Source organism: Bacillus sp. 5mfcol3.1 (assembly GCF_900114335.1).
GTDB lineage: Bacteria > Bacillota > Bacilli > Bacillales > Bacillaceae_G > Bacillus_A > Bacillus_A thuringiensis_S.
The window spans coordinates 317,336-339,921 of record NZ_FOST01000002.1; the positions used below are offsets into that span (position 1 = coordinate 317,336).

The following is a 22,586-nucleotide window of genomic DNA, read 5'->3' on the forward strand; positions in this document are numbered from 1 at the left end:
TTTTTGATTTATATTGAGAATGATAATCAATAAATAAGTTTTGAAATTTTTTCTCAGTTTCTATGCCTTCATATAAGGAATAGGGTGAGATATTATTTTTAACATTCAATGAGAATGATAATCAATAATACTTATATTACATAAAAGAATGCTAATTAAATAATAGGTAGAAGAGATTATTTTTTTTCTTATAAATTGAGAATAATTATCATTTTCAAAAAGTGAAGTGAAAGATAACAAAGGAGGAAACAAGAAAAATGAAAAAGGTTTCTGTATTACCCGCTTTTATTATAACGTTCGTATGTATGCTAGCTTTTCTTGTAATGCCATACGGGAATGCTTCAGCAAAACTAGCTGATGGTACTTACGATATTAATTACGTAATTCAAAAAGCGGAAAATGATTCAGCTTCAATGGCAAATGACTATTTTGAAAAGCCAGCAAAATTAATAGTGAAAAACGGTGAGATGAGAGTACAAGTTCCGATGAATCATAGTGCTTGGATTACAGAATTTAAAGCACCAGAGAACGGGAATTTTGTTGATGCGAAAGTTGTTAGTAAAGATGAATCGGCAGATAAAAGAACAGTAGAGTTTAAAGTAGATGATTTATCCAAACCAGCAGCTGTAAAAATTCATGTTGTTGTACCAAATGCAAACTATGACCACCACTACACAATTCGTTTTGCTTTTGATGCAAATGTAAAAGCTGTAGGTGGCGATAACGGCGTAGCTGCTACAACAAAAAATAATGATCAAGCGAAAACAGATACACAAGTAAAAGAAGAGAAAATAAAAGTAGAGAGTAAGGAAACAGCTAAAGAAGCGAACAAAGAAACAAAAAATGAAAATGGAAAAGCTGAAAAAACAGATAACCCAAAAACAGGCGATGAAGCACGTATTGGATTGTTTACAGCGTTAATTCTTATTTCAGGTGCTTTCTTAATTCGTAAAGTGAAATTGAGTAAATAAATCTTTTGAAGGGTGATGAATATATGTTTAAACAATTTAAAATGATTATTGCCGTATTTGCTGTTTTATTTACGTTTATCGCAACACTAGGTTTACAAGATGCAAAGGCTGCTACAAAACTAGCTGATGGAAAATATAATATTGCTTTTACTGTATGGAAAGGCGATAAAGATGAATCGTCTAGAATGAATAGTTATTTTGAAAGCCCAGCAACATTAACAGTTAAAAATGGAAAACAATATGTTTCATTTAAAGTGAAAGATAGTGCTTCTATTAAAAGTTTCCAAGTAGAAAAAGATGGTCAATTTGTAGAAACAACCGTGTTAAGTGAAAACAAAAAAGATAATACTAGAGTTGTAGAATTTGAAGTTGCTGACTTGTCAAAAAAACTAAATGGCAAGGTGAAAATTAATATTCCAATTATTAATTATAATGCTTCGTATGATATTCGCTTTGTATTTGATGGGAACAGTATTAAATAATTTTCAAAAGGGAGAGTCGTTCCATTGAACAGGTATACAAAAATTATTGTTGCTATGTTTTTAATGATATTTACATTCGTATCAACATTACAACCACTTGCAGTTCAAGCAGCTACCAAGTTGGCTGACGGTGAATATTCAATTGGCTTCAAAGTTTTAAAAGATACATCAGATGAAGAATCGATGATGAATCAATATTCAGTAAGCCCGGGAACTTTAAAAGTGAAGGATGGGAAAAAGAAAGTATCCTTTACATTAACGAATAGTTCATGGATTACGAAGTTTGAAACAGAAAAAGCAGGTAAGCTAGTTGCGACAAATGTAATTAGTGAAGATAAAGAAAAAGACACAAGAGTAGTAGAATTTGATGTAGAAGATGTAGAGAAGGTATTAAATGCAAAAGTAAAAGTAGATATTGATTTTTTAAATTATCATCATGAGTACGACGTTCGTATTGCATTTGATCAAAATAGCATTACACCAATTCATGTAGAAAAACCAAATGAAAAAGAGGACCCAGCTAATAAGCCAGATCCAAATGAAACTACCGATCCAGGTCAGAAGCCCGACCAAAAGCTTGACCCAGATCAACAACCAAATTCTAACACAATTACAGATGGTGCGTACAGCATTCCATTTAAAGTATTAAAAGATCAAACAGATGAAGAATCTAAGATGAATACTTACATGGTAAATCCAGGAGTATTAAAAGTAGAAAACGGTAAGAAAAAAGCAATTGTAACACTAAAAAGTAGCTCATTAATTAAAAATTTCCAAACGGAAAAAGATGGCGCATTTGTTGATGCAAAAGTAGTGAGTGAGGATAAGGAAAAAGATACAAGAGTAGTAGAGTTTGAAGTAAACGATTTATCTAAAAAACTAAATACAAAAGTATTTATCGAAATGGCATCAAGAAATTATAAGCAAACGCATGATGTACAACTTTTATTTGAACAAGATAAACTTGAACAAATTAAAAATGAAGAGAAACAACCAGAAGTAGAAAAACCGGAAGTAGAAAAACCAGAAGTAGAAAAACCGGAAGTAGAAAAACCAGAAGTAGAAAAACCGGAAGTAGAAAAACCAGAAGTAGAAAAACCAGAAGTAGAAAAACCGGAAGTAGAAAAACCAGAAGTAGAAAAACCGGAAGTAGAAAAACCAGAAGTAGAAAAACCGGAAGTAGAAAAACCAGAAGTAGAAAAACCGGAAGTAGAAAAACCAGAAGCAGAAAAACCAGAAGTAGAAAAACCGGAAGTAGAAAAACCGGAAGCAGAAAAACCAGATGAAAATAAAAAACCAGATGCTGAAACAATTAAAGATGGTGAATACAGCATCAATTTTAAAGCATTAAAAGATCAAACAGACGAAATTTCAATGATGAACACATATACAAAAAGTCCAGGTGTGCTAAAAGTAAAAGATGGTAAGAAGTATGTATCATTTACGTTAACGAACAGTTCTTGGATTACAAAATTTGAATTTGAGAAAAATGGTTCGTTTGTTGATGCGAAAGTAATAAGTGAAGATAAAAAAGCTGATACACGCGTAGTGGAAGTAGAAGTACCAGATTTATCGAAAAAGTTAAATGCAAAAGTAAAAGTAGATATCGATTCAATGAATTATCACCATTTTTACGATATTCAATTTGCATTTGATAAAGGTAGCATTAAGCCGTTAGATAACCAAGGAGGAAACGACAACCAAGGCGGAAATAACAACCAAGGAGGAAACGACAACCAAGATAATAACACAACAATTGATCCAAAAGCTCTTAAAGATGGTGAATACAGCATTGGCTTTAAAGTGTTAAAAGATCAAACAGATGAAATCTCAATGATGAACACATACACAAAAAGCCCAGGTGTATTAAAAGTAAAAGATGGTAAGAAATACGTATCGTTTACATTAACAAATAGTACATGGATTACGAAATTTGAATTTGAGAAGAATGGTTCTTTCGTTAATGCAAAAGTGTTAAGTGAAAATAAAGAACAAAATACAAGAGTAGTAGAAGTAGAAGTAAACGATTTGTCTAAAAAATTAAATGCAAAAGTAAAAGTAGATATTGATTCAATGAATTATCACCATTTCTACGATGTTCAATTTGTATTTGATCAAGACAGTATTAAAGCTTTAGGGAACCAAGGTGGAAACGACAACCAAGGAGGAAACGACAACCAAGGCGGGAATGGAAACCAAGGTGGAAATGACAACCAAGGTGGAAATAATAACCCGAAAGTAATAGTTGATCCGAAAAATTTAGTAGATGGCCAATATGATATTACATTTAAAGTATTAAAAGATAAAACAGATGAGATTTCAAAGATGAATGACTATGTTGTAAATCCAGCGAAATTAATCGTAAAAGATGGTAAAAAATACATTGAGATGACGCTGAAAAATAGTGCGTGGATTACGAAATTCCAAACGGAAAACAAGGAACTATTCGCTGATGCGAAAGTAGTAAGCGAAGATAAAAATGCAAATACGCGAGTAGTACAGTTTGAAGTAGAAGATCTATTTAAAAAATTAAACGCAAAAGTAAAGGTAGATATCGATGAGATGAACTACCATCATTTCTACGATGTACAAATTCAATTTGATACAAATAATATCGGCGCGTTAGGAACTATTAAAGAGGAACCGAAAAATGAACCGAAAAATCCAGTGACTACACCGAAAGTAGATAATGTAAAAACAGTAGGTACTCCTGATTTTAACCGAAATGCAGATGATCAGAAGAAAAAAGAAGATACAAAAAATGATTCAAAAAAAGAGAAAAACTCAAAAACTGCAGATACAGCACAACTTGGTTTATACATGGTGTTACTGCTAGGTTCACTTGCTTTACTAGTTCGTAAATATAGAGCAGGTAGATTGTAATTTTTGGAGTCTTGATGCATGTTCGCGTGCATCAAGACTTGTTTCATATTGTATGGAAGGGAGTGGTGATTGAGAGTGAAGAAAATCGTAAGTGTACTAATGGCTATCATTTTGTTAATGAGTATAGCCGGGTGCTCATCACCAAAAAAAGAAACAGCAAAGCAGGTAAAGAGTGAGAGTAAGGAGCGCGTTGTTGCAACAACAGTGGCTGTTACTGAAATTATGGATGCGTTAGAAGTAGATTTAGTCGGCGTTCCAACAAGTTCTAAAACTTTACCGAAGCGATATAAAGGTTTACCTGAAGTTGGGAATCCAATGAGTCCAGATATGGAAAAGGTAAAGTCATTAAAGCCTTCAGAAGTGTTATCTGTGACAACACTTGAATATGAATTAAAGCCAGTTTTTGATGATGTGGGTATGAAAGCAAACTTTTTAGATTTAACGAGTTTAAAAAATATGCAAAGTTCTATTAGCGATTTAGGTAAGAAATATGGACGTGAAAAGCAGGCTGAAGCAGTAGTAACTAAGTTAGATAAAAAGGTTGCTAGCATTCAAAAGGAAGTAAAAGGAAAGAAAGAACCGACAGTGCTTATTTTATTAGGTGTGCCGGGCAGTTATTTAGTAGCAACAGAGCATTCTTATATTGGAGATTTAGTGAAACAACTAGGTGGTAAAAATATTGTGCAAGGTGAACAAGTAGAATATTTAGCTTCTAATACAGAGTATTTAAAGAAAGCTGATCCAGATATTATTTTACGAGCAGCTCATGGTATGCCTGATGAAGTTGTAAAAATGTTTGATAAAGAATTTAAAACAAATGACATTTGGAAACACTTTGCTGCGGTTAAAAATAACCGTGTTTACGATTTAGAAGAGCGTTTATTTGGAACGACAGGCAATTTAGCAGCAATTGAAGCGTTAGATGAATTGAAAAATATGATGTATCCGTGATGCATTTTAATATAAAGGAAGAGCAGAATGAATAAAAAAACTTGGAGTTTCCTCATTGTTACTGCATTGCTCATTGTTATGACATCATTGTCAGCGATGAAAGGGAGTTTAGAAGTAGGTATTGTTGAACTTGTGCAAGGGATATTTACAGGTGGGAATGAAGATGTTGAAGTCATTAAAGATTTACGTTTCCCGCGTATTATTATTGCGCTGTTCACTGGAGCGGCTCTTGCTGTTTCAGGGGTGCTTTTTCAAGCTGTTATGAAGAATCCACTCGCTGATGCTGGGGTAATCGGTATATCTTCAGGAGCTAGTTTTATGACACTCGTTATTATTACATTGTTCCCGCAATTCTTTTTCTGGACACCCGTATTCGCCTTTTTAGGTGGTGCGTTTGCGTGTTATCTCGTTTATTCGTTTTCATGGAAGTCAGGGTTAAGCCCGCTTCGCATTATTTTAATTGGTATTGCCATTAATGCGATGTTTACTGGATTAAATGAATCATTCGTTACGATTTGTGGGTATTTTATTAAGAGTATTAAGCAAACGACGACTTCTAACATAACAATGAAGACGTGGGGCGATGTAGAAATAATGGTGACTTATGGAACGATTGGTCTTATTCTTGCTCTGTTCGTAGGAGCTTGGTGTAACTTATTATCGCTACAAGATAAGACTGCGAAAAACTTAGGCTTGCACGTGACGAGAGTTCGTCTTATTATTTCTGCCATTGCAGTACTCTTAGCGGCAGTATCAACAGCGATTGCAGGTGTTATTGCTTTTGTAGGATTACTAGTTCCGCATATTTCAAGACAATTAGTCGGTTCAGACCATAAAGTATTAATTCCATTTTCTGCTCTTGCAGGCGCGTTATTAATTTTGACAGCGGATACGATTGGAAGGTTAATTGTGCCACCTAACGAAATTCCAGCAGCAACAATTATGGCGGTTATTGGTGGTCCATTCTTAATATTCTTGCTTAGAAAGAGTGATAAAGTTCATGGAAATTAAAAATGTAACCTTTTCATACGATAACGTAACAAATCGTTTAAAGTCTGTTAGTAGTGAAATAGAAATTGGGAAAATTACAACAATTATTGGCCCGAATGGATGCGGGAAATCAACATTACTTAGTGTCATGTCTAGAAATCACGTTCCTAGCAGTGGAGAAGTAATACTTGATGGGAAAGCGATTAGTGAATATAAACCGAAAGAGTTTGCTAGAAAGCTAGCAGTTGTCCATCAACAAAATGAGGCTCCAGCAGATATTACAGTGGAAAAGCTAATAAGCTTTGGGCGTATGCCATATAAAAATATTTTCTCTCCGCAAACAGATGAAGATAGAGCAGCGATAGAGCGCGCACTAGTATGTACGAATTTACAAAGTAAGCGTGATAAGCCAATCTATGCTTTATCTGGTGGAGAGAGGCAGCGAGTTTGGATCGCAATGACATTAGCTCAAAATACACCAATGCTTTTCTTAGATGAACCGACAACATATTTAGATATTTACTATCAGCTAGAAATATTAGAGTTAGTGAAAGAGTTAAATGAAGTGTATGGGCTAACGATTGTAATGGTATTACATGATATTAATCAAGCCATTCGTTATAGCGACCATATTATCGTTATGAAAGATGGAGAGATCATTACGAAAGGTAATCCTAATGATGTAATAACAGAAGAAATGGTTAAAGCAATATATGGTGTAGATGTCATTGTAAAGCAGGATGAAGATACCGGATTGTACATGGTACCTATGGGAATCTAAAGGCTGAGCATAATCCGTTTTGAGGTGATAATTTGAATAGCAAGAAAGGACGGAAAAAGAATTCTTTTTTTCAACGCATACTTACAATTGCGTTTTTAGGAATCTTTTTCTATTCAATGTATGAGTTGGGCGGGATTTTCATGGATTATTATGAAAATCGTAAAGTAATGGCTGAGGCACAACATATTTATAAAAGAAGTCCAATGGAAGAAAAATCGGAAGACGGAGAGGTACGTAAACAGTTTCAGGATCTCCAGAAAATTAATCCAGAGATAGTCGGATGGATTACGATGGATGATACACAAATTAATTATCCAATCGTTCAAGCAAAAGATAATGAGTACTATTTATTTCGTAATTATAAAGGTGAAGATATGAGAGCGGGCAGCATTTTTATGGACCATCGTAATGATGTGAAATCTCGAAATCGCAATACGATTTTATATGGTCATCGTATGAAAGACGGTTCTATGTTTGGTAGTTTAAAAAAGATGTTGGACGAAGACTTTTTCATGTCCCATCGTAAATTATATTACGATACATTATTTGAAGGATACGACGTTGAAGTTTTTTCAGTATACACGACAACAACGGACTTTTATTACATTGAAACGGATTTTGAAAATGATGCAGCATATACATCGTTCTTAAAGGAAATTCAAGAAAAATCACTGTACAAAACGGATACGGAATTGACGGCTAATGATGAAATTGTAACACTTTCTACTTGTGACTATGCGCTTGATCCAGAGGCTGGAAGGCTAGTTGTACACGCAAAATTAGTAAAAAGAAATTAAAGAAAAAAGTATAGAATATGAGAAGTGATAGATAACGCTTCTCATATTCTATACTTTAAAAAAGAACTGTATTTACTGTGCTGCAGCCATTGGCATACGTACAACTTTTACATCATAGTAAGCAATTTTATTATCAAGAATATATTCTGGCATCCCGCCTTGATGTGAGTGAGCATCTTTAAATGCGGCGCTCTTTGTCCAACCTTGGAAATCTTCTTTTGCATTCCAGCGAGTGCTAATTGTTACTTCATCATAATCAACGGTATTTTGCGTTAAAAGAACTTCTAGACCTAAAAAGCCTGGCATCGTTTCAACTTTACCTACTTTATTAAAACGCTCAATTAATTTATGTCCATTTCCCTTTGTAATTTTAGCTGTATTTGTAACAATAATCATGTTTATTCCTCCTATAAATGTAGCTATATTTTCAAGAACTCATATACATTAAATGATAATGAAAATCATTATCAATGTCAATGGTAAATGTGAAATATATAATTTTTTTCTATTATTTTGGACAGTGAGAGTTCCATTTCAAAACGTAGTAAATATGTGGCGGTTAAGTGCGAGAATGAGCGAGTTGTACTAGCAAAGCAATAATATGGTATAGTGAAACGAGGCTGTTTTTTCAGGCTCGTTTTTTAAATGCTTCCTATAGAGAAAGCATGCAAATGGAAAGGAAGTTATTATATGCGATCAGAAGTAACTATAAAAATAAAACCGAAATTTATAAAAGAAATTAAAAGTGGATACCCACTTATTTTAAAAGATGCAATTCAAAATTTAAACGATGTTCGTGAAGAAGGGACAATCATCAAAGTAGTAGATGAGAAGAACAACTTTGTCGGAAAAGGTTATTATGGAAAACAAAATAAAGGGTACGGCTGGATTTTAACGAGAAAAGAGAGTGAACAAATTAATCAATCTTTCTTTGAAAGTAAAATCAAATCTGCCTTACATAAACGAAAACAATTTTATAAATCAAGTGATACGACAGCATTCCGTGTGGTGAATGGTGAAGGTGATGGTCTTGGCGGATTAATTATTGATTACTATGACGGCTACTACGTAGTAAGTTGGTATAGTGAAGGGATTTACACTTTCAGAGATGAGATTATAGCAGCTCTTCAAAAAGTAGCAAACTTTAAAGGCATTTATGAGAAAAAGCGTTTTGATACGAAAGGGAAATACATTGAAGGTGATGATTTCGTAGCAGGAGAGCGCGGTGAGTTCCCGCTTATCGTAAAAGAGAATGGTGTGAACTTCGCTGTATATTTAAATGACGGAGCGATGGTTGGTGTATTTTTAGATCAGCGTAACGTGCGAAAACAAATTCGTGATAAATATGCAAAGGGAAGAACAGTGTTAAATATGTTCTCTTATACAGGTGCTTTCTCTGTATTTGCAGCGCTGGGCGGAGCGAGTAAAACGACGAGTGTTGACCTTGCAAATCGTAGTTTAAGTAAAACAATTGAGCAGTTTAGTGTCAATGAAGTTGATTATGAAGCACAAGATATTATTGTAGAAGATGTATTTCTTTACTTCAAATATGCAGCGAAGAAAAAGATGAAATTTGATATGGTCGTACTTGATCCTCCAAGCTTCGCCCGATCAAAAAAATATACATTTAGTGCAGCAAAAGATTATAAAAATTTATTAAAAGAAACAATTGCTATTACAGAAAATAACGGTATTATCGTTGCTTCTACAAATTGTAGCGCATTCGATATGAAAAAGTTTAAAGGCTTTATCGATACAGCCTTTAAAGAAATGAATGGCAAATATAAAATATTAGAAGAACATTCTTTACCAGAAGATTTCCGTACCATTGATCAATTTAAAGAAGGAGACTACTTAAAAGTAGTTTTCATCGAGAAAATTAAAGGTTAATAAAGAAAAGGAGCTCGAGTTTACTTGAGCTCCTTTTCTTATTGAACGATATTTTGTACTCTACCGACTTGCCCGTCCTGCAATCGTACTTTAATGCCATGCGGATGAGAAGGGGATTTTGTTAAAATATCTTTTACAATTCCACGTGTTAATTTGCCTGTTCGTTGATCTTGTTTTAATACAATATCAACTTCAAGACCGGGCGCGATATTAGAACGTTTTTGTCCGTTCATTTACACACCTGTACGTCTACGTTGGTTGTTTGTTTTCTTCGTTTGTTGGTTTTGTAATTTTTTCGTTTCTTGGCTTTGATTTTTTGCATTTTGACCATTTCCATTTCCTTGCTTTTTCTTAGCAAGTTGTTCGCGCATTAAATCAGCTAAGCTTACTTTTTTATTCTCTGACATGATAAGTCTCCTTTATATAAAGTTAATTATGAACAATCGTAGTGAATTTCATCATATCATTGTTAAGGAAGGAAGGGAAGTTGGTTTGAAAATTCATATAATTGTTTCCAGTCTGTAGTAGTTACGATACAATTGGATTGTTAACGTTTGTAAAAAGGGGATAGACATATGTCACATCATATTTTATTAGTTGAAGATGATATCTCAATTCAAGAGATGGTGGAAAAGTATTTAATAAAAGAGGGCTTTCAAGTAACAATTGCGTCTGATGGAGAAGAAGGTGTGAACACATATTTAAAAGGTTCATTTGATTTGATTATCCTTGACATTATGATGCCAAAGCTAGATGGCTTAGAGGTTGTACGAATCATTCGTGAAAAAAGTGCAGTTCCGATTTTAATGATGTCGGCAAAAGATACAGATGTTGATAAAGCTGTTGGATTAGGACTTGGAGCAGATGATTACATTTGTAAGCCGTTTTCTATGATTGAATTGGCTGCACGTGTAAAAGCAGGTATTCGGAGGTCTACGAAATACTCGGCTACAGAAACAATAGAAAAAATGATTCAAATTGGTGATTTAACAATTGATCCAATTAATTTTACAGTTGAAAAAAACGGGAAGCCTCTCAAACTTACTTTAAAAGAATTTGAGATTTTAAAGCTATTCGTAAAGAACCAAAATCGTGTATTTACAAAAGCGCAAATATATACGTTAGTTTGGAATGAAGAGTATTACGGTGATGATAACGTTATTAATGTTCATATGAGAAGATTGCGTGAGAAAATCGAAAGTGATCCATCTAATCCAGAATATATTAAAACGTTATGGGGCATCGGCTATAAGTTGGAAGTGATGTAATATGGTCAATTTGTTAATAGGTATTATTTTTATATTGTTATGTGTTATTTATATGCAATATAGAATGAGAAAAAATAGTAGTAAAAATTTACGATACACATATGAAAAGTTAGAAAGTATTGTAAATGACAAAACAGGCGAGACGTTACTCGTTATGACAGATGATCTAGAATTGCAAAAATTATTAGTGGCAATTAATCAATTATTAGATGCAAAACAGAAAACGAATGCAGATCATGCAAAAGTAGAAATTTCGATGAGAAAAATGCTTTCAAATATTTCGCATGACTTGAAAACACCACTAACAGTTATTCTTGGATATACAGAAATGTTAAATAAGGATAAAACGATAAATAAAGAAGAACAACAAATATTACTTGAAAAAGTGCATACGAAAACACTAGAAGTGATGGAGTTAATTCATAAGTTTTTTGACTTGGCAAAATTAGAATCTGGTGACAAAGCAATTGAAATGACAAAAGTAAATATGAATGAAGTTTGCCGCGAGAAGATTTTATCTTTTTATGATTTAGTGACGACGAAAGGTTTTCAGGTTCATATTGATGTACCAGAAAGAAATATATACGCACTTGGAAATGTAGAAGTATTAGGTAGGGTATTGAATAATTTAATATCAAATGCGATTACATATGGAGACGATGGAAAGGCACTTGGTATGACGTTAAGAGATGATGAAACGAGTGTGTATATAGACGTATGGGATAAAGGAAAAGGGATTGATGAATCTCATATTGATAAAGTATTTGAGCGTATGTACACACTTGAAGATTCAAGAAATAGATTGTACCAAGGAAGCGGTCTAGGATTAACGATTACGAAACGGCTTGTGGAAGCGATGGACGGAAAAATTCACCTTTCTAGTAAACCGTATGAAAAAACAATTTTTACAATTGTATTAACAAAGATGCAGTTTTAGCTTGTAGAGCAGTAGATTCTACAAGCTTTTTTTCAGCGTAAGGAATTTGTAAGAAACGGGTAAGAAAAAAGAGATTTCCGTTGTCTATTATAGAAATATAGAGTATTGCGAAAGGGGAAAGTAACATGACATATATATTAAAAACAAACCAGTTAACGAAAGTGTTTAAAGGGAAAGAAGTTATTTCCGGTGTTAACATGCATGTGAAAAAAGGAGAAATTTACGGTTTTTTAGGACCAAACGGTGCTGGTAAAACAACGATTATGAAAATGATTACAAATTTAATAAAACCGACGAGTGGTGATATTGAAATCTTCGGTGAGAAATTAACAGATACATCTTATGAAGTATTAAAAAGAATGGGGACAATTATTGAATACCCAATCTTTTATGATAAATTAACGGCGAAAGAAAACTTAGACCTGCATTGTGAATATATGGGCTACTACGATAAAAATGCAATTGACCATGCTTTACATTTAGTGAAACTACAAGGGATAGATAATAAAAAAGTAAAAGATTTTTCATTAGGAATGAAACAACGACTCGGTATTGCAAGGGCAATCGTGACAAAGCCAGAATTGCTCATTTTAGATGAACCAATTAACGGTTTAGATCCAATTGGTATTAAAGAGTTACGAGAATTATTTAAAATGCTCTGCAAAGAATACGGTATTACATTATTAGTTTCTAGTCATATTTTAGGTGAGATGGAACTAATGGCCGATACAATTGGTGTGATTCAAAATGGAAAACTAATAAAAGAAGTTTCAATGAAGAGTATTAACGGAAAGCAAACAGAGTACATTGAAATCACTGTTCCTGATGTGAAACGTGCAGCTTATATTTTAGAAGATAAACTTGGTATAAAAAACTACAAAATAATGAGTGGAACCATGATTCGTGTGTATGATACGTCAGCGTCTCAGCAGGCCATTTCAAAAGCACTTATTATGAACGATGTGGAAATTGAAAGTATTAATAAGAAACATAGTTCCTTAGAAGAATATTTCTTAAATGTAATGGATGGAGAAGGTATTCATGCTTAATGGACTGTGGCTGAACCTGGTAAGTGGATTTATCGTAATGCTAATAAGTGGAATTTTATATTATAGAAAACCAGAGCGGAAATGGTTGTTAATTCTACTAGTGATAGGAATGTTAAGCTTCGTTACTGCTGGAATTAGAATGTTAGCTGCATAAAGACAGTTATATAAAGAATGGAGGAGTGGTTTGTATGCTTAGATTAATGAAGCTCGAATGGAAGAAACATAAATTATCTAGTTACTTTAAAGGGGTAGCAATTTGTATTATAGCAATTTTCGCTGCAGTAAGCCTTATGGCATTGGGAATGAAAGCCGAGGAAGACATGCTCTTCTCTGACTTCACACAGAATATGGCTTTAGTAAATATTTTTATTAGGATAACATTCATTATTTTTAGTTCGGTCATTTTATCACGTTTAGTAATTGATGAGTATAAGAATAAAACGATACAACTATCATTTATGTATCCGCTTCAAAGGAAAATGCTAATGAGTGCGAAATTAACAATTGTTTTTTGTTTTTGTTTTGTGAGTACCATTATCGCGACTTTCATTATTAGTTTGCTTGTTTATTTTGTGAGTCCAATGATGGGACTGATTGAAAGACCAGCTACGATAGGTGAAATAATAGCTATCGTTCCAGGTACTATTATAAGTGCATTTATGATATCTGGTATAAGTTTAATTCCTTTGTTTTTTGGAATGAGAAAGAAATCGACACCGACAACGATTACTTCGGCAGTAATAATTGGTATGCTGATTAGTGGTAACTTTGGACCTGGAAACGGTCAAGTAAGTATGTTTGATTTTATAGCTATCCCAATCGTGCTCTGTTTATTAGGAATTTTCATTAGTTATCTATCGTTTCGTAAAATCGACAAGATCGATGTGGCGTGAAGCAAGCTTAAAACAAAAAACGAACTGGGGTATGAATGGTGAAAAAAATAATAGTAATTGCAATATTATTCATTACAATTGCTAGTGCGGTTTTTGGTTTTAAGGTGTTTCAGGGGAAAGATTTTAAGAAAAAAAAGTCTTTTGAAATCAATAATATAAAAGAAATAGAAGTAGACAATGAAAATTGGAATCTTGAATTTAAAAGTAAAGACGCTAATAAAATAGTAATTTCCGCTCAAGGTGAACAAGTAGATAAAGAGATAGATCCTGTCAAAATAGAAAATGATGAAAATAAAATTATGATTAAACAAAAACAAAAGATGAACAGATTTTTTAATGGTTTCACGTTTAGGAAGAAAAATAGTATATCTATAGCTATTCCGAAGAAAGAAATAGATAAAATTGTAGTAAATAATAAATCGGGTGATGTGAAAATAAGAGATATAGTAGTAAAAAGCATCGTGACAAAAGGAAAATCTGGAGATGGAATGATTACAGGGTTATCGGCAGAGAAGGGTGAATTTACATCCGAAAGCGGAGATTTAATGTTAAAAGATAGTTCATTACAAGAAGTAAATATAACTTCCACTACTGGAGATAATTATGTAAAAAATGTAAAAAATAAAAATATGAACATCAATTCAACATCTGGGGAAGTATTACTGAAAGATATGACAGAAGGAAAATCATTATTTGTAGAAACAGAATCAGGGGATATTGGCGTACGGTATAAAGGTGTCCCTACATCATTGAAGCTTATGGCTAAAAGTAATTCGGCTGACGTAATAGTGGATTTAAAAGGACTTAAGAAAGATAAAAATACAGACAAAATAAAAGTAGGAACGATTGGTGATGCAAAAAATGAAGCGAAGATTTTAAGTGAAACAGGAGTCATTTATATTGATTAAGTCCAAGGAGGAAGGAGGAATATCATGCTACGTCTTATGAAGTTAGAATTGAAGAAATTTAAGTTTGGATGGTATGTGAGGGGAGCAGTTATTGCAAATATTATTATACTGGCATTATTAATCTTTGTTAGTTTCATTGCACAAATAGAAGGAGATCCAGAAATAAGAGATCCGCAGATGATTTTGTTAATGGCTAGTACAGTAGTAAGAGCAACATTTATTATTTTTGGTAGTGTATTAATAGCAAGGTTAATAATTGGCGAATATAAAAATAAAACAATACTACTCATGTTTTCTTATCCCATTAACCGAAAGAAAATGATGGCTAGTAAGTTGGCTATTACAGCGATAGTAACATTTATAACAGTTATTGTATCTAACATTTTAGTAGTAGGAATCTTCTTTGGGATAGATAGTTGTTTTTCAATTCTTCCTAATTCATTCACAGTAGATCAATTGGTGCAAGAAGGAATAAAACTAGTTCCTTTAGCCATTGCAACTGCGGGGATGAGTTTAATCCCATTATATTTCGGAATGCGTAAACGTTCAGTACCAACTACAATTGTTTCATCTCTTATCGTTGTCTCAATTGCAATGAATACCAACCCAGAGTTTCCTACAGCAACTTTACTTCCCCTTCAACTAGTATTGGCGGCAATTGGAGTTGTGATTGCGTATTACGGCATTAAAAATATAGAGAAGGAAGATATAACTGTATGATAAGAATATGTGAAAAAGAGTTGGCGTTACACCAACTCTTTTTTGTATATGTACGCTTCGTTACTACTCTGTAAATTTAGAGTGTGTGCTTAAATACTTTTGCACGTCTGGAGAAATGTTAAAGTTATTAGGACTTTTATATTCGATAGTAAACTCGCCGTCGGTACTTGTTTCAAAGGAGATTGCATAGCTATTCATTTTAGCATCGTAAGAAGTATTTTTGACTTCTGCATCTAGATTAAAATATTTTGTAATATACTCTTTTGAGTCCGTAATTGCTGCTTGTTTTCCCCAAGGGGTACCATAATAGGTGAAATAAAGAGATACACTAATAACTCCAATAAGAGAAGTTAGTAAAATAGTTCCCATAGCTATTTTTTTATTTTTTGTATTCAATTTGGTTACTCCTCTTCGTAATATGTATTCATTTTAACCTATATATTCCATAAAACAACCATTTTAAAAAATAGTTTCACATGAAACAAGTTACAGAAAAAGACAAGATATGTAAACACCTTGTCTTTTTTGTCGTTACATTTTAGGAGCTTCCATTCCAGCCGCAGCCCATTCTTCTTTTGCGGGACCATATACGCCAGGAACTGTTAAGACAGCTTGTCGCATTAAAACCGTCATTTGTCCGCGGTGGTGATTTTGATGATTAATGAGTGTCATTAGAAATATAGAATTCGGCATAGGGCGACCAAAGAAGTCATTAATAGTAGCTAAGTCTTTATCAGTCCATTTACTTTGAAGTGTTTCAACAAAAGCCGCGTTTACTTTACGGTATTCATCTGCAATTGTTTTTGCAGAAGTTGGAACAGGATAATCTTTCAATTCTCCTTCAAACTTTAGCCCTGTGCCAGATAGTATAACAGGAATTGCCGTCACGATGTGCCAAGCAACTCTACCTAACGTCCAGTGCCCAGGTGCAATTTCTTGTGATAAAGATGCATCGGTTAATGAATCAAGCATTTTCTGAGTAGACTCTGCTTCGTATGTCCATGATTGCAAGAAGCCTTCAATTGTTTGGTACATAGTTATCCCTCCTATTTTTGTTCATAGATTAAATTCGTGAGAGATAGTATAATCCCTGTTCCATAAGAAATAATTACTTAAGCATTGCTACAATATGAAAACAATTAGAAAATATTTGTAAAAGTGTCAGGAAACGAATGTGCTCATTCGTATATATAATGAATAAAGAATTGGATAAAGAGTGGTGATAAGGGTGAAGGATATAGAAATAGTAGAAGGTCTTCGAAAACAAGATATGTTAGCATTACATACAGCAATTGATCGATATGGAGATTTAATTTATAAGGTAGTTCATAGTGTTTTAGATACGGCACAGAGTAAGGTGTTAGTGGATGAATGTGTTGACGATATTTTATTAATCGTTTGGTACAACATTAGTAGCTATGATGAAAATCGTGGGAAGTTTAGAAACTGACTTATATCTGTCGCTAAGTTTAAAGCCATTGATTATAAACGAAAAAGTAATAAGGTTTATCAATTACAAGAGTTTCAGCAAGAAATATATGAAGATAGAAAAAATATCAATTTAACAAAAGAAGAGCGAGATTATAATTTTTACGTTTTAATTAAAGAATTGAATGAAGAAGATAAGAAAATTTTTATAAAAAGGTATTTAGATGAATATAGCGTACAAGAAATAGCGCTTGAATTCGGTATGACACGAGATACGGTATATAGTAGGCTTTCAAGAGGGAGAAAGAAATTGAAGAAGCTACTGGGGGGGGAAAGGAATGAATAAAGAAAAGTTACTTCAGGAATTAAATAACTTACAGTATAGCGATAATTTTGTAGATGATTATAGAAATGATGAGAAAATAGATAAAAAGAAAATAGATCGTACAAAAGAAGTTGTAACAAAAACAATTTTAATGAAACGTTGTTATGAGGTTGTACAAGAAGAGTTACAGGGAAGCGAAGAGATTTTATATAGTATGCTTGCCGAAAATCATCGTGTGAAAAATTGGCAGACAGGCACAGCCATGACATTAGGGATAGGCGTTCTTGCAATGAACTTTGGTATTAATAATGTGTTAATCGTTACAAATAAACGGTTGTATGTGTTTTTTATGGATCGTTATTATAATGAAGTTGATTTAAAAGTATGTGTATTGAATGAAGTAGCTTATATGAAAACAATATTAGACCGTAAAGGTGGAAGTGAGTTTCTGCATATAAAGTATAAAAATGATAACGAATACGTATTATTGGGAAATGCTGATGATTACAGAGAGTTATTTCAAATAGTAGGTAGGTTGAAAATAGCGAATGGAATAGAATTGAGATTACAAGATAAGAAATTAAAGAGAAAGTTAACTTTAAAACGAAGTGTGTTCAATATAATCATGTATTCACTTGTTATATATATTATGTACAAAGCCTATGCTAATTTTATGCCATAATAGGAAAAGACGGCTTCACATATATGAAGCCGTCTTTTAATTAACCTTCTTCCCACTCTTCCTCATCAACCATAAGAAATAAGGCGCTCCAAGTACAGCGACGACAAGGCCAGAAGGGATTTCTTTCGGATATGCGATTGTACGTCCAAGTAAGTCAGCAACAGAAAGAAGGATTGCTCCAAATAGTGCTGAACAAACGAATAGTCTTTGATGGTTCATACCAACAACAATTCTTGCTAAGTGAGGTGCGACAAGGCCTAAAAAGGCAATTGTACCGACAGCAGCGATATTTACTGATGCAAGTAGTGTCGCTAGCACAATTAGAGCAAGACGTGTTTTATTTACTGGTTGCCCAAGTCCAGTTGCTAAATCGTCTCCCAGTACGAGAACGTCAAGTTGTTTTATTAAGAAAAAGATAATTAATACAAGAATTAGAGATGGATATAGAATGATATTTTCTAAGTGATTCCACCCTCTTGCATACGTACTGCCAGATAACCATGTTAAAGCAGCGGCAACATTCAAATTGGCTCTAACGATAAAGATTTGAATAATTGCTGAGCCAAGTGCAGAAATACCAATCCCTATTAAAGCAAGAGCTGTGGGGCTAAACCCTGATTTCCATGAGAAGAAGAGGACAATTCCTACTGCAAGTAGTCCACCAATAAATGCACCAATTGGTAGGAAGAAACCAGGAAGTGCAGGAAAGACATACATAACAGTTAAAGCACCGACACCAGCTCCCGATGAAATACCAATAATAGAAGGATCGGCAAGTGGGTTTCGTAATATACCTTGGAAAACAAGCCCACTTATTGCAAGGCATGCACCAGCAATAGCGGCAACGAGCATTCTTGGTAAACGAAGATTCATCATCATATTTTTATCAAATTGTGTTAATTGACCTGATATAACATTAGTAATGCTTTCGATATAAGCGTTACTACCGATTGTAACACCAAGAGCAATCGTCACAATACAAAGTGTGATAGATATAATGATGACCTTTTTATAAGAGTAATAGCGGGAACTAGCTCCAGCTGCATTCGCACCGTTATCATTCATATATTGTTTCGACTTCATCATTCGATAAACTAAGTAAATAAGCCAAGGAGATCCAATCATTGCTGTGACTGCCCCAACAGGAAGTTCTGCACCGGTTGGATCTATTAATCTACCGACAACATCTGCTCCAAGCAATAATACTGCCCCCCATAAGAAAGAAGAGAGAAGAAGAGTAAAGTGTTGACGGTATCCGATAAGGCGCATTAAATGAGGTGCAACTAAGCCGACAAATCCAATTGGTCCAACAACAGTAACAATTACTGCTGTTAAAAAGATTGCAGCAATGAAGGCGATAAGACGTGTTATTGCTGTTTTTTCACCAAGAGAAACAGCAACATCATCACCAAGTAAGAGAATGTTGAGTTTACGAGATATAAATAGTAAAACTAGGAAAGAAATAATGATAAATGGAAAAGCAAATTGAACGCCATCCCAGTTATTTTGAATAAGAGATCCAGCTCCCCATAAAAATAAACCAGCTGTTTCATTTTCATAGAAAAGCTGCATCGTTCCGGTAAAGGCAGAGAGCATTAATGTAACGACCATACCAGCTAATGCCATTCTGAGTGGGGTTCCCTTTTTTCCACCAGAAATACGGTATACAAATAAAGCAGTAATAGCACCGCCGATAAATGTGAACAGAAGAGAATTAATTTGTAAACCTTTCGGTAAGAAAATTGTAGCCGCTACTAGAAAGAAATATGCGCCAGAGTGAATACCCATTGTACTGGATTCAGCAAGTGGATTTTTCGTTAACGTTTGTAAAATAACCCCTGATGCAGCAAGAGCGCCTCCAGCTAAAATGGCAATTACGGCTCTAGGTAATCGAAGCATGATTAAAGTTTGATGTTCTAGCGATTGGTTCGGTGAGATAAGAGCATCAATAATCATACTATAGGAAATGTTTGCTTGACCTTGTCCGATATGAATAAAGAAAAGGAGGAGCAAGAGAGCTGCTCCTCCTCCGAATACAAGACTTGCTCGAAGTGTATGTTGTAAGCTATTCATCGTGTAATCACTTCTTCGCTGTCATTACATCTGCTACTTGTGTTGCTAAAGATGTTGCAGACTCAGGACCACCGAAAATCCAAGTGTCGCCTTTTAATTTATACATTTTGTTTTCTTTTTTGAACTTTAATTCTTCCCAAGCAGGGTTGCCTTTTAGTTGCGTGTCAAAAATGTTATCTTCATCCGCTACAATGTAAATGAAGTTTGAATCTTGTACACTTTGTAATGATTCTACAGTTGTTTGTTTGAAACCATCTGGCTCAGATTGTCCTGCTTCAAAAGTATTTGTTAAACCTAATTTTTTTGTAACTTGTAAAGCTAAAGAATTGTCAGTTAAGATACGGAACGTTGGTACGTTTTTAGCAGTAAATGCTTGTGCCATTGCGATGTTTTTATCTTTTAAGTCTGCTTTCTCAATTTTTGCTTTTGCATCAGCGAATGCTTTATCCATATCAGCTAATACTTTTTTACCTTCTTCTTCTTTTCCAACTGCTTTTGCAATTTGTTTAAATGTTTCTGTCATTTCAGCAAAGTGATCGTTATTGCTTGTTGATGGATCAAACATAACTGTTGGTGCAATTTGCTCTAATTCATTTTTAATTGCTTTACCACGGAATGAAGCTGTAATAATTAAGTCTGGTTTTAAACGGCTAATTTCTTCTAAGTTTGGTTGTTGACGTGTCCCTACATCTACAACATCTTTACTCGGTTTTGTTTTTGTATTTACCCATTTATTATAATTCTTAATGTCTGCCATCCCTACTGGCTGAACACCAAGTGCTAATAAGTCTTCTGAATATACCCACTCAAGTACAACTACTTTTTTCGCTGGTTTATCTAACTTCGTTTCCCCTTCAGCGTGTTTAATTGTTATAGCTTGATTTTTATTGTCCGCTTTTGTTTCTTTTTTTTCCTCTTTTTGCTGTCCGCATCCAACAGCGAATAGAAGAACTACTATGAAAATACTGAGAATTTTCTTCATCTTCTGCCCCCAAATTAAGTGTTTTTTGTAACTAGTACCATAAGTGAAAATGGTTATCAATTACAACACCCAAATCATACTATGAGGGTATTTTAAGTGTCAATATATTTTTAAAATTTTGACGAAAAATAACGAATTATACGGATTTTTATATATTATAGTCGCTATTTATGAAGAATAAGCCTCTTTACTAAAAATATTGGCGAATGTGGAAAGTTTAAATGGGAAAGTGGCTGTGTACGATAGGGTAATGTGTATTGTGAATAGTCTGTGGAGATAAGGCGAAAGTACAAGCAAAAGGAGAGTGAATCGCATGTAATAATTACTAGAATGTATGGAGGAAATCTGTGTTTTATCCCCGACTAGGCAAAGTATTTCTTTGTTATTTAGATAGGTGTTTTTTAAGTCGGTGATTGCGCTAAAAAGATCGAATGTAAAGGAAGTGATCAACATGTCTTCATGGAGCAATAACGTAAATGGATATTGTGGGTGTAATAATCAAAATGGTGTACATGTTGATTCATGCTGTTTTAGTTGCGATGGGACAGTTCCTAAGTTTGGTCCAACCGGTCCGACGGGGGCAACAGGTGGCACAGGCCCAACGGGGGCGACAGGAGTAACAGGCGACACAGGTCCAACGGGAGCGACGGGAGCAACGGGAGCAATAGGCCCAACGGGAGCGACGGGAGTAACAGGCGATACAGGGGCAACGGGTCCAACGGGAGCGACAGGAGTAACAGGAGTAACAGGAGCAACGGGTCCAACAGGAGCGACAGGAATAACAGGAGCAACGGGTCCAACGGGAGCGACAGGAGCAACGGGTCCAACGGGTCCAACAGGAGCGACAGGAATAACAGGAACAACGGGTTCAACAGGTTCAACAGGTCCAACGGGAGCGACGGGAATAACAGGAGCAACGGGTTCAACAGGTCCAACGGGAGCGACAGGAATAACAGGAGCAACGGGTTCAACAGGTCCAACGGGAGCGACAGGAATAACAGGAGCAACGGGAGTGACAGGCCCAACAGGAGCAACAGGTACAAGTATCACGGCGACATATGCATTTGCAAATAATACGTCAGGAACAGCGATATCAGTACTTCTAGGTGGAACGAATGTCCCGCTTCCGAATAATCAAAATATCGGTCCAGGTATTACGGTTTCCGGGGGAAATACAGTATTTACGGTTGCAAATGCTGGAAATTACTATATTTCATATTCGATTAATATAACGGCTTCATTATTAGTTAGTTCACGGATTACAATCAATGGAGCACCACTTGCCGGAACAATCAATTCTCCTGCTGTAGCGACCACATCATTTAGCGCAACAATCATTACAACTCTTGCAGCAGGAGATGCTATTAGCTTGCAATTATTTGGTTTGTTAGCTGTCGCAACATTATCAACAACTACCCCAGGAGCGGTATTAACAATTATAAGATTAAGTTAATGACAAACTCTCTTACTCTTTTAAGATTAAGAGAGTTTCTACATATAATAAGAAGTTAATGAAGTAAAGCATAGTTATACAAAAGTCAGAATATTATGATTGTAACGCTATGGTGACTATAAT

General features: G+C 34.4%; 24 protein-coding genes and 1 pseudogene. 18 read left to right on the forward strand and 7 right to left on the reverse strand.

Features of this window, described 5'->3' with window-relative positions:
* Positions 1–257 precede the first annotated feature (257 nt).
* The 7 genes from isdC (at position 258) to srtB (ending at position 7,855) form a co-directional block, all read left to right on the forward strand.
* Positions 258–971, forward strand: a complete 714-nt coding sequence (isdC, locus tag BM089_RS10895) for a heme uptake protein IsdC (RefSeq protein ID WP_090976958.1) — start codon at positions 258–260, stop codon at positions 969–971.
* 23 nt (positions 972–994) lie between these two features.
* Complete coding sequence (locus BM089_RS10900; protein ID WP_000476164.1) at positions 995–1,453, forward strand: NEAT domain-containing protein; 459 nt, start codon at positions 995–997, stop codon at positions 1,451–1,453.
* 24 nt (positions 1,454–1,477) lie between these two features.
* Positions 1,478–4,336: an NEAT domain-containing protein gene (locus BM089_RS10905; RefSeq protein ID WP_090976960.1), complete on the forward strand. Its 2,859-nt coding sequence runs from the start codon at positions 1,478–1,480 to the stop codon at positions 4,334–4,336.
* Positions 4,337–4,405: 69 nt separating this feature from the next.
* The gene (isdE, locus tag BM089_RS10910) at positions 4,406–5,287 is read left to right on the forward strand and encodes a heme ABC transporter substrate-binding protein IsdE (RefSeq protein WP_002094153.1); all 882 of its coding nucleotides are present in this window, start codon (positions 4,406–4,408) and stop codon (positions 5,285–5,287) included.
* Positions 5,288–5,314: 27 nt separating this feature from the next.
* Positions 5,315–6,298: a FecCD family ABC transporter permease gene (locus tag BM089_RS10915; RefSeq protein ID WP_001036841.1), complete on the forward strand. Its 984-nt coding sequence runs from the start codon at positions 5,315–5,317 to the stop codon at positions 6,296–6,298.
* Positions 6,288–7,058, forward strand: a complete 771-nt coding sequence (locus tag BM089_RS10920) for an ABC transporter ATP-binding protein (RefSeq protein WP_090976962.1) — start codon at positions 6,288–6,290, stop codon at positions 7,056–7,058. Before BM089_RS10915 ends, BM089_RS10920 begins: the two co-directional genes overlap by 11 nt.
* A 32-nt stretch (positions 7,059–7,090) precedes the next feature.
* Complete coding sequence (srtB, locus tag BM089_RS10925; protein WP_090976964.1) at positions 7,091–7,855, forward strand: class B sortase; 765 nt, start codon at positions 7,091–7,093, stop codon at positions 7,853–7,855.
* Between the two features lie 72 nt (positions 7,856–7,927).
* Here srtB and isdG read toward each other — a convergent pair whose 3' ends face one another.
* Positions 7,928–8,251 carry a heme oxygenase gene (gene isdG, locus BM089_RS10930; RefSeq protein ID WP_000587818.1) on the reverse strand — a complete coding sequence of 108 codons (324 nt, stop codon included), beginning with the start codon at positions 8,249–8,251 and terminating at the stop codon, positions 7,928–7,930.
* 294 nt (positions 8,252–8,545) lie between these two features.
* Between isdG and BM089_RS10935 the strand changes: the two genes are divergently transcribed.
* Positions 8,546–9,745, forward strand: a complete 1,200-nt coding sequence (locus BM089_RS10935; protein ID WP_053563583.1) for a class I SAM-dependent rRNA methyltransferase — start codon at positions 8,546–8,548, stop codon at positions 9,743–9,745.
* 38 nt (positions 9,746–9,783) lie between these two features.
* On the opposite strand, the gene BM089_RS10940 is transcribed toward BM089_RS10935, so the two are convergent.
* Positions 9,784–9,978 (reverse strand): YwbE family protein, encoded by a 195-nt coding sequence (locus BM089_RS10940; protein WP_001014307.1) that lies wholly within the window; start codon positions 9,976–9,978, stop codon positions 9,784–9,786.
* Complete coding sequence (locus BM089_RS31060) at positions 9,979–10,152, reverse strand: hypothetical protein (RefSeq protein ID WP_001293578.1); 174 nt, start codon at positions 10,150–10,152, stop codon at positions 9,979–9,981.
* 168 nt (positions 10,153–10,320) lie between these two features.
* On the opposite strand from BM089_RS31060, the gene BM089_RS10950 reads away from it, so the two are divergent.
* The 7 genes from BM089_RS10950 to BM089_RS10980 all read left to right on the forward strand — a co-directional run bounded on the left by BM089_RS10950 (position 10,321) and on the right by BM089_RS10980 (position 15,520).
* Positions 10,321–11,013 (forward strand): response regulator transcription factor, encoded by a 693-nt coding sequence (locus BM089_RS10950; protein WP_000018029.1) that lies wholly within the window; start codon positions 10,321–10,323, stop codon positions 11,011–11,013.
* A 1-nt stretch (position 11,014) separates the two neighbouring features.
* Positions 11,015–11,950: a HAMP domain-containing histidine kinase gene (locus BM089_RS10955; RefSeq protein ID WP_000247678.1), complete on the forward strand. Its 936-nt coding sequence runs from the start codon at positions 11,015–11,017 to the stop codon at positions 11,948–11,950.
* Positions 11,951–12,075: 125 nt separating this feature from the next.
* On the forward strand, positions 12,076–12,999 hold the full coding sequence (locus tag BM089_RS10960; protein ID WP_000221065.1) for an ABC transporter ATP-binding protein: 924 nt from the start codon (positions 12,076–12,078) through the stop codon (positions 12,997–12,999).
* The gene (locus tag BM089_RS31065) at positions 12,992–13,153 is read left to right on the forward strand and encodes a hypothetical protein (protein ID WP_000931814.1); all 162 of its coding nucleotides are present in this window, start codon (positions 12,992–12,994) and stop codon (positions 13,151–13,153) included. Before BM089_RS10960 ends, BM089_RS31065 begins: the two co-directional genes overlap by 8 nt.
* 34 nt (positions 13,154–13,187) lie before the next feature.
* The gene (locus tag BM089_RS10970) at positions 13,188–13,892 is read left to right on the forward strand and encodes an ABC transporter permease (protein ID WP_000945209.1); all 705 of its coding nucleotides are present in this window, start codon (positions 13,188–13,190) and stop codon (positions 13,890–13,892) included.
* A gap of 35 nt (positions 13,893–13,927) precedes the next feature.
* The gene (locus BM089_RS10975) at positions 13,928–14,800 is read left to right on the forward strand and encodes a DUF4097 family beta strand repeat-containing protein (RefSeq protein ID WP_139213253.1); all 873 of its coding nucleotides are present in this window, start codon (positions 13,928–13,930) and stop codon (positions 14,798–14,800) included.
* A gap of 24 nt (positions 14,801–14,824) precedes the next feature.
* A complete protein-coding gene (locus BM089_RS10980) occupies positions 14,825–15,520 on the forward strand; it encodes an ABC transporter permease (RefSeq protein ID WP_086422831.1) in 696 nt (231 codons plus the stop codon).
* A gap of 63 nt (positions 15,521–15,583) precedes the next feature.
* Here the strand turns inward: BM089_RS10980 and BM089_RS10985 are convergent, their stop codons facing one another.
* Together BM089_RS10985 and BM089_RS10990 are read right to left on the reverse strand one after the other, a co-directional pair.
* Complete coding sequence (locus BM089_RS10985) at positions 15,584–15,916, reverse strand: YfjL-like protein (RefSeq protein ID WP_001093300.1); 333 nt, start codon at positions 15,914–15,916, stop codon at positions 15,584–15,586.
* 135 nt (positions 15,917–16,051) lie between these two features.
* A complete protein-coding gene (locus tag BM089_RS10990; protein WP_090976970.1) occupies positions 16,052–16,555 on the reverse strand; it encodes a DinB family protein in 504 nt (167 codons plus the stop codon).
* A gap of 184 nt (positions 16,556–16,739) precedes the next feature.
* Between BM089_RS10990 and BM089_RS10995 the strand changes: the two are divergent.
* Together BM089_RS10995 and BM089_RS11000 are read left to right on the forward strand one after the other, a co-directional pair.
* Positions 16,740–17,294 (forward strand): annotated as a pseudogene (locus BM089_RS10995) (sigma-70 family RNA polymerase sigma factor).
* Complete coding sequence (locus tag BM089_RS11000; protein ID WP_090976972.1) at positions 17,287–17,955, forward strand: septation ring formation regulator EzrA; 669 nt, start codon at positions 17,287–17,289, stop codon at positions 17,953–17,955. The pseudogene BM089_RS10995 and the gene BM089_RS11000 overlap by 8 nt, the downstream one beginning before the upstream one ends.
* A 36-nt stretch (positions 17,956–17,991) precedes the next feature.
* On the opposite strand, the gene fhuB is transcribed toward BM089_RS11000, so the two are convergent.
* Positions 17,992–20,028: a Fe(3+)-hydroxamate ABC transporter permease FhuB gene (gene fhuB, locus BM089_RS11005; protein WP_016512270.1), complete on the reverse strand. Its 2,037-nt coding sequence runs from the start codon at positions 20,026–20,028 to the stop codon at positions 17,992–17,994.
* Positions 20,029–20,035: 7 nt separating this feature from the next.
* Positions 20,036–21,010 (reverse strand): ABC transporter substrate-binding protein, encoded by a 975-nt coding sequence (locus tag BM089_RS11010; protein WP_090976974.1) that lies wholly within the window; start codon positions 21,008–21,010, stop codon positions 20,036–20,038.
* 451 nt (positions 21,011–21,461) lie between these two features.
* On the opposite strand from BM089_RS11010, the gene BM089_RS11015 reads away from it, so the two are divergent.
* Positions 21,462–22,463, forward strand: coding sequence for a BclA C-terminal domain-containing protein (locus tag BM089_RS11015; protein WP_090976976.1), 1,002 nt, complete (start codon positions 21,462–21,464; stop codon positions 22,461–22,463).
* Positions 22,464–22,586: the final 123 nt, after the last annotated feature.

Coding starts and splice junctions, on each gene's coding strand:
- isdC (WP_090976958.1), top strand. CDS start 258: ATGAAAAAGGTTTCTGTATTACCCGCTTTTATTATAACGTTCGTATGT.
- BM089_RS10900 (WP_000476164.1), top strand. CDS start 995: ATGTTTAAACAATTTAAAATGATTATTGCCGTATTTGCTGTTTTATTT.
- BM089_RS10915 (WP_001036841.1), top strand. CDS start 5,315: ATGAATAAAAAAACTTGGAGTTTCCTCATTGTTACTGCATTGCTCATT.
- BM089_RS10920 (WP_090976962.1), top strand. CDS start 6,288: ATGGAAATTAAAAATGTAACCTTTTCATACGATAACGTAACAAATCGT.
- isdG (WP_000587818.1), bottom strand. CDS start 8,251: ATGATTATTGTTACAAATACAGCTAAAATTACAAAGGGAAATGGACAT.
- BM089_RS10935 (WP_053563583.1), top strand. CDS start 8,546: ATGCGATCAGAAGTAACTATAAAAATAAAACCGAAATTTATAAAAGAA.
- BM089_RS10940 (WP_001014307.1), bottom strand. CDS start 9,978: ATGAACGGACAAAAACGTTCTAATATCGCGCCCGGTCTTGAAGTTGAT.
- BM089_RS31060 (WP_001293578.1), bottom strand. CDS start 10,152: ATGTCAGAGAATAAAAAAGTAAGCTTAGCTGATTTAATGCGCGAACAA.
- BM089_RS10950 (WP_000018029.1), top strand. CDS start 10,321: ATGTCACATCATATTTTATTAGTTGAAGATGATATCTCAATTCAAGAG.
- BM089_RS10955 (WP_000247678.1), top strand. CDS start 11,015: ATGGTCAATTTGTTAATAGGTATTATTTTTATATTGTTATGTGTTATT.
- BM089_RS10960 (WP_000221065.1), top strand. CDS start 12,076: ATGACATATATATTAAAAACAAACCAGTTAACGAAAGTGTTTAAAGGG.
- BM089_RS31065 (WP_000931814.1), top strand. CDS start 12,992: ATGCTTAATGGACTGTGGCTGAACCTGGTAAGTGGATTTATCGTAATG.
- BM089_RS10970 (WP_000945209.1), top strand. CDS start 13,188: ATGCTTAGATTAATGAAGCTCGAATGGAAGAAACATAAATTATCTAGT.
- BM089_RS10975 (WP_139213253.1), top strand. CDS start 13,928: ATGGTGAAAAAAATAATAGTAATTGCAATATTATTCATTACAATTGCT.
- BM089_RS10980 (WP_086422831.1), top strand. CDS start 14,825: ATGCTACGTCTTATGAAGTTAGAATTGAAGAAATTTAAGTTTGGATGG.
- BM089_RS10990 (WP_090976970.1), bottom strand. CDS start 16,555: ATGTACCAAACAATTGAAGGCTTCTTGCAATCATGGACATACGAAGCA.
- BM089_RS11000 (WP_090976972.1), top strand. CDS start 17,287: ATGAATAAAGAAAAGTTACTTCAGGAATTAAATAACTTACAGTATAGC.
- fhuB (WP_016512270.1), bottom strand. CDS start 20,028: ATGAATAGCTTACAACATACACTTCGAGCAAGTCTTGTATTCGGAGGA.
- BM089_RS11010 (WP_090976974.1), bottom strand. CDS start 21,010: ATGAAGAAAATTCTCAGTATTTTCATAGTAGTTCTTCTATTCGCTGTT.
- BM089_RS11015 (WP_090976976.1), top strand. CDS start 21,462: ATGTCTTCATGGAGCAATAACGTAAATGGATATTGTGGGTGTAATAAT.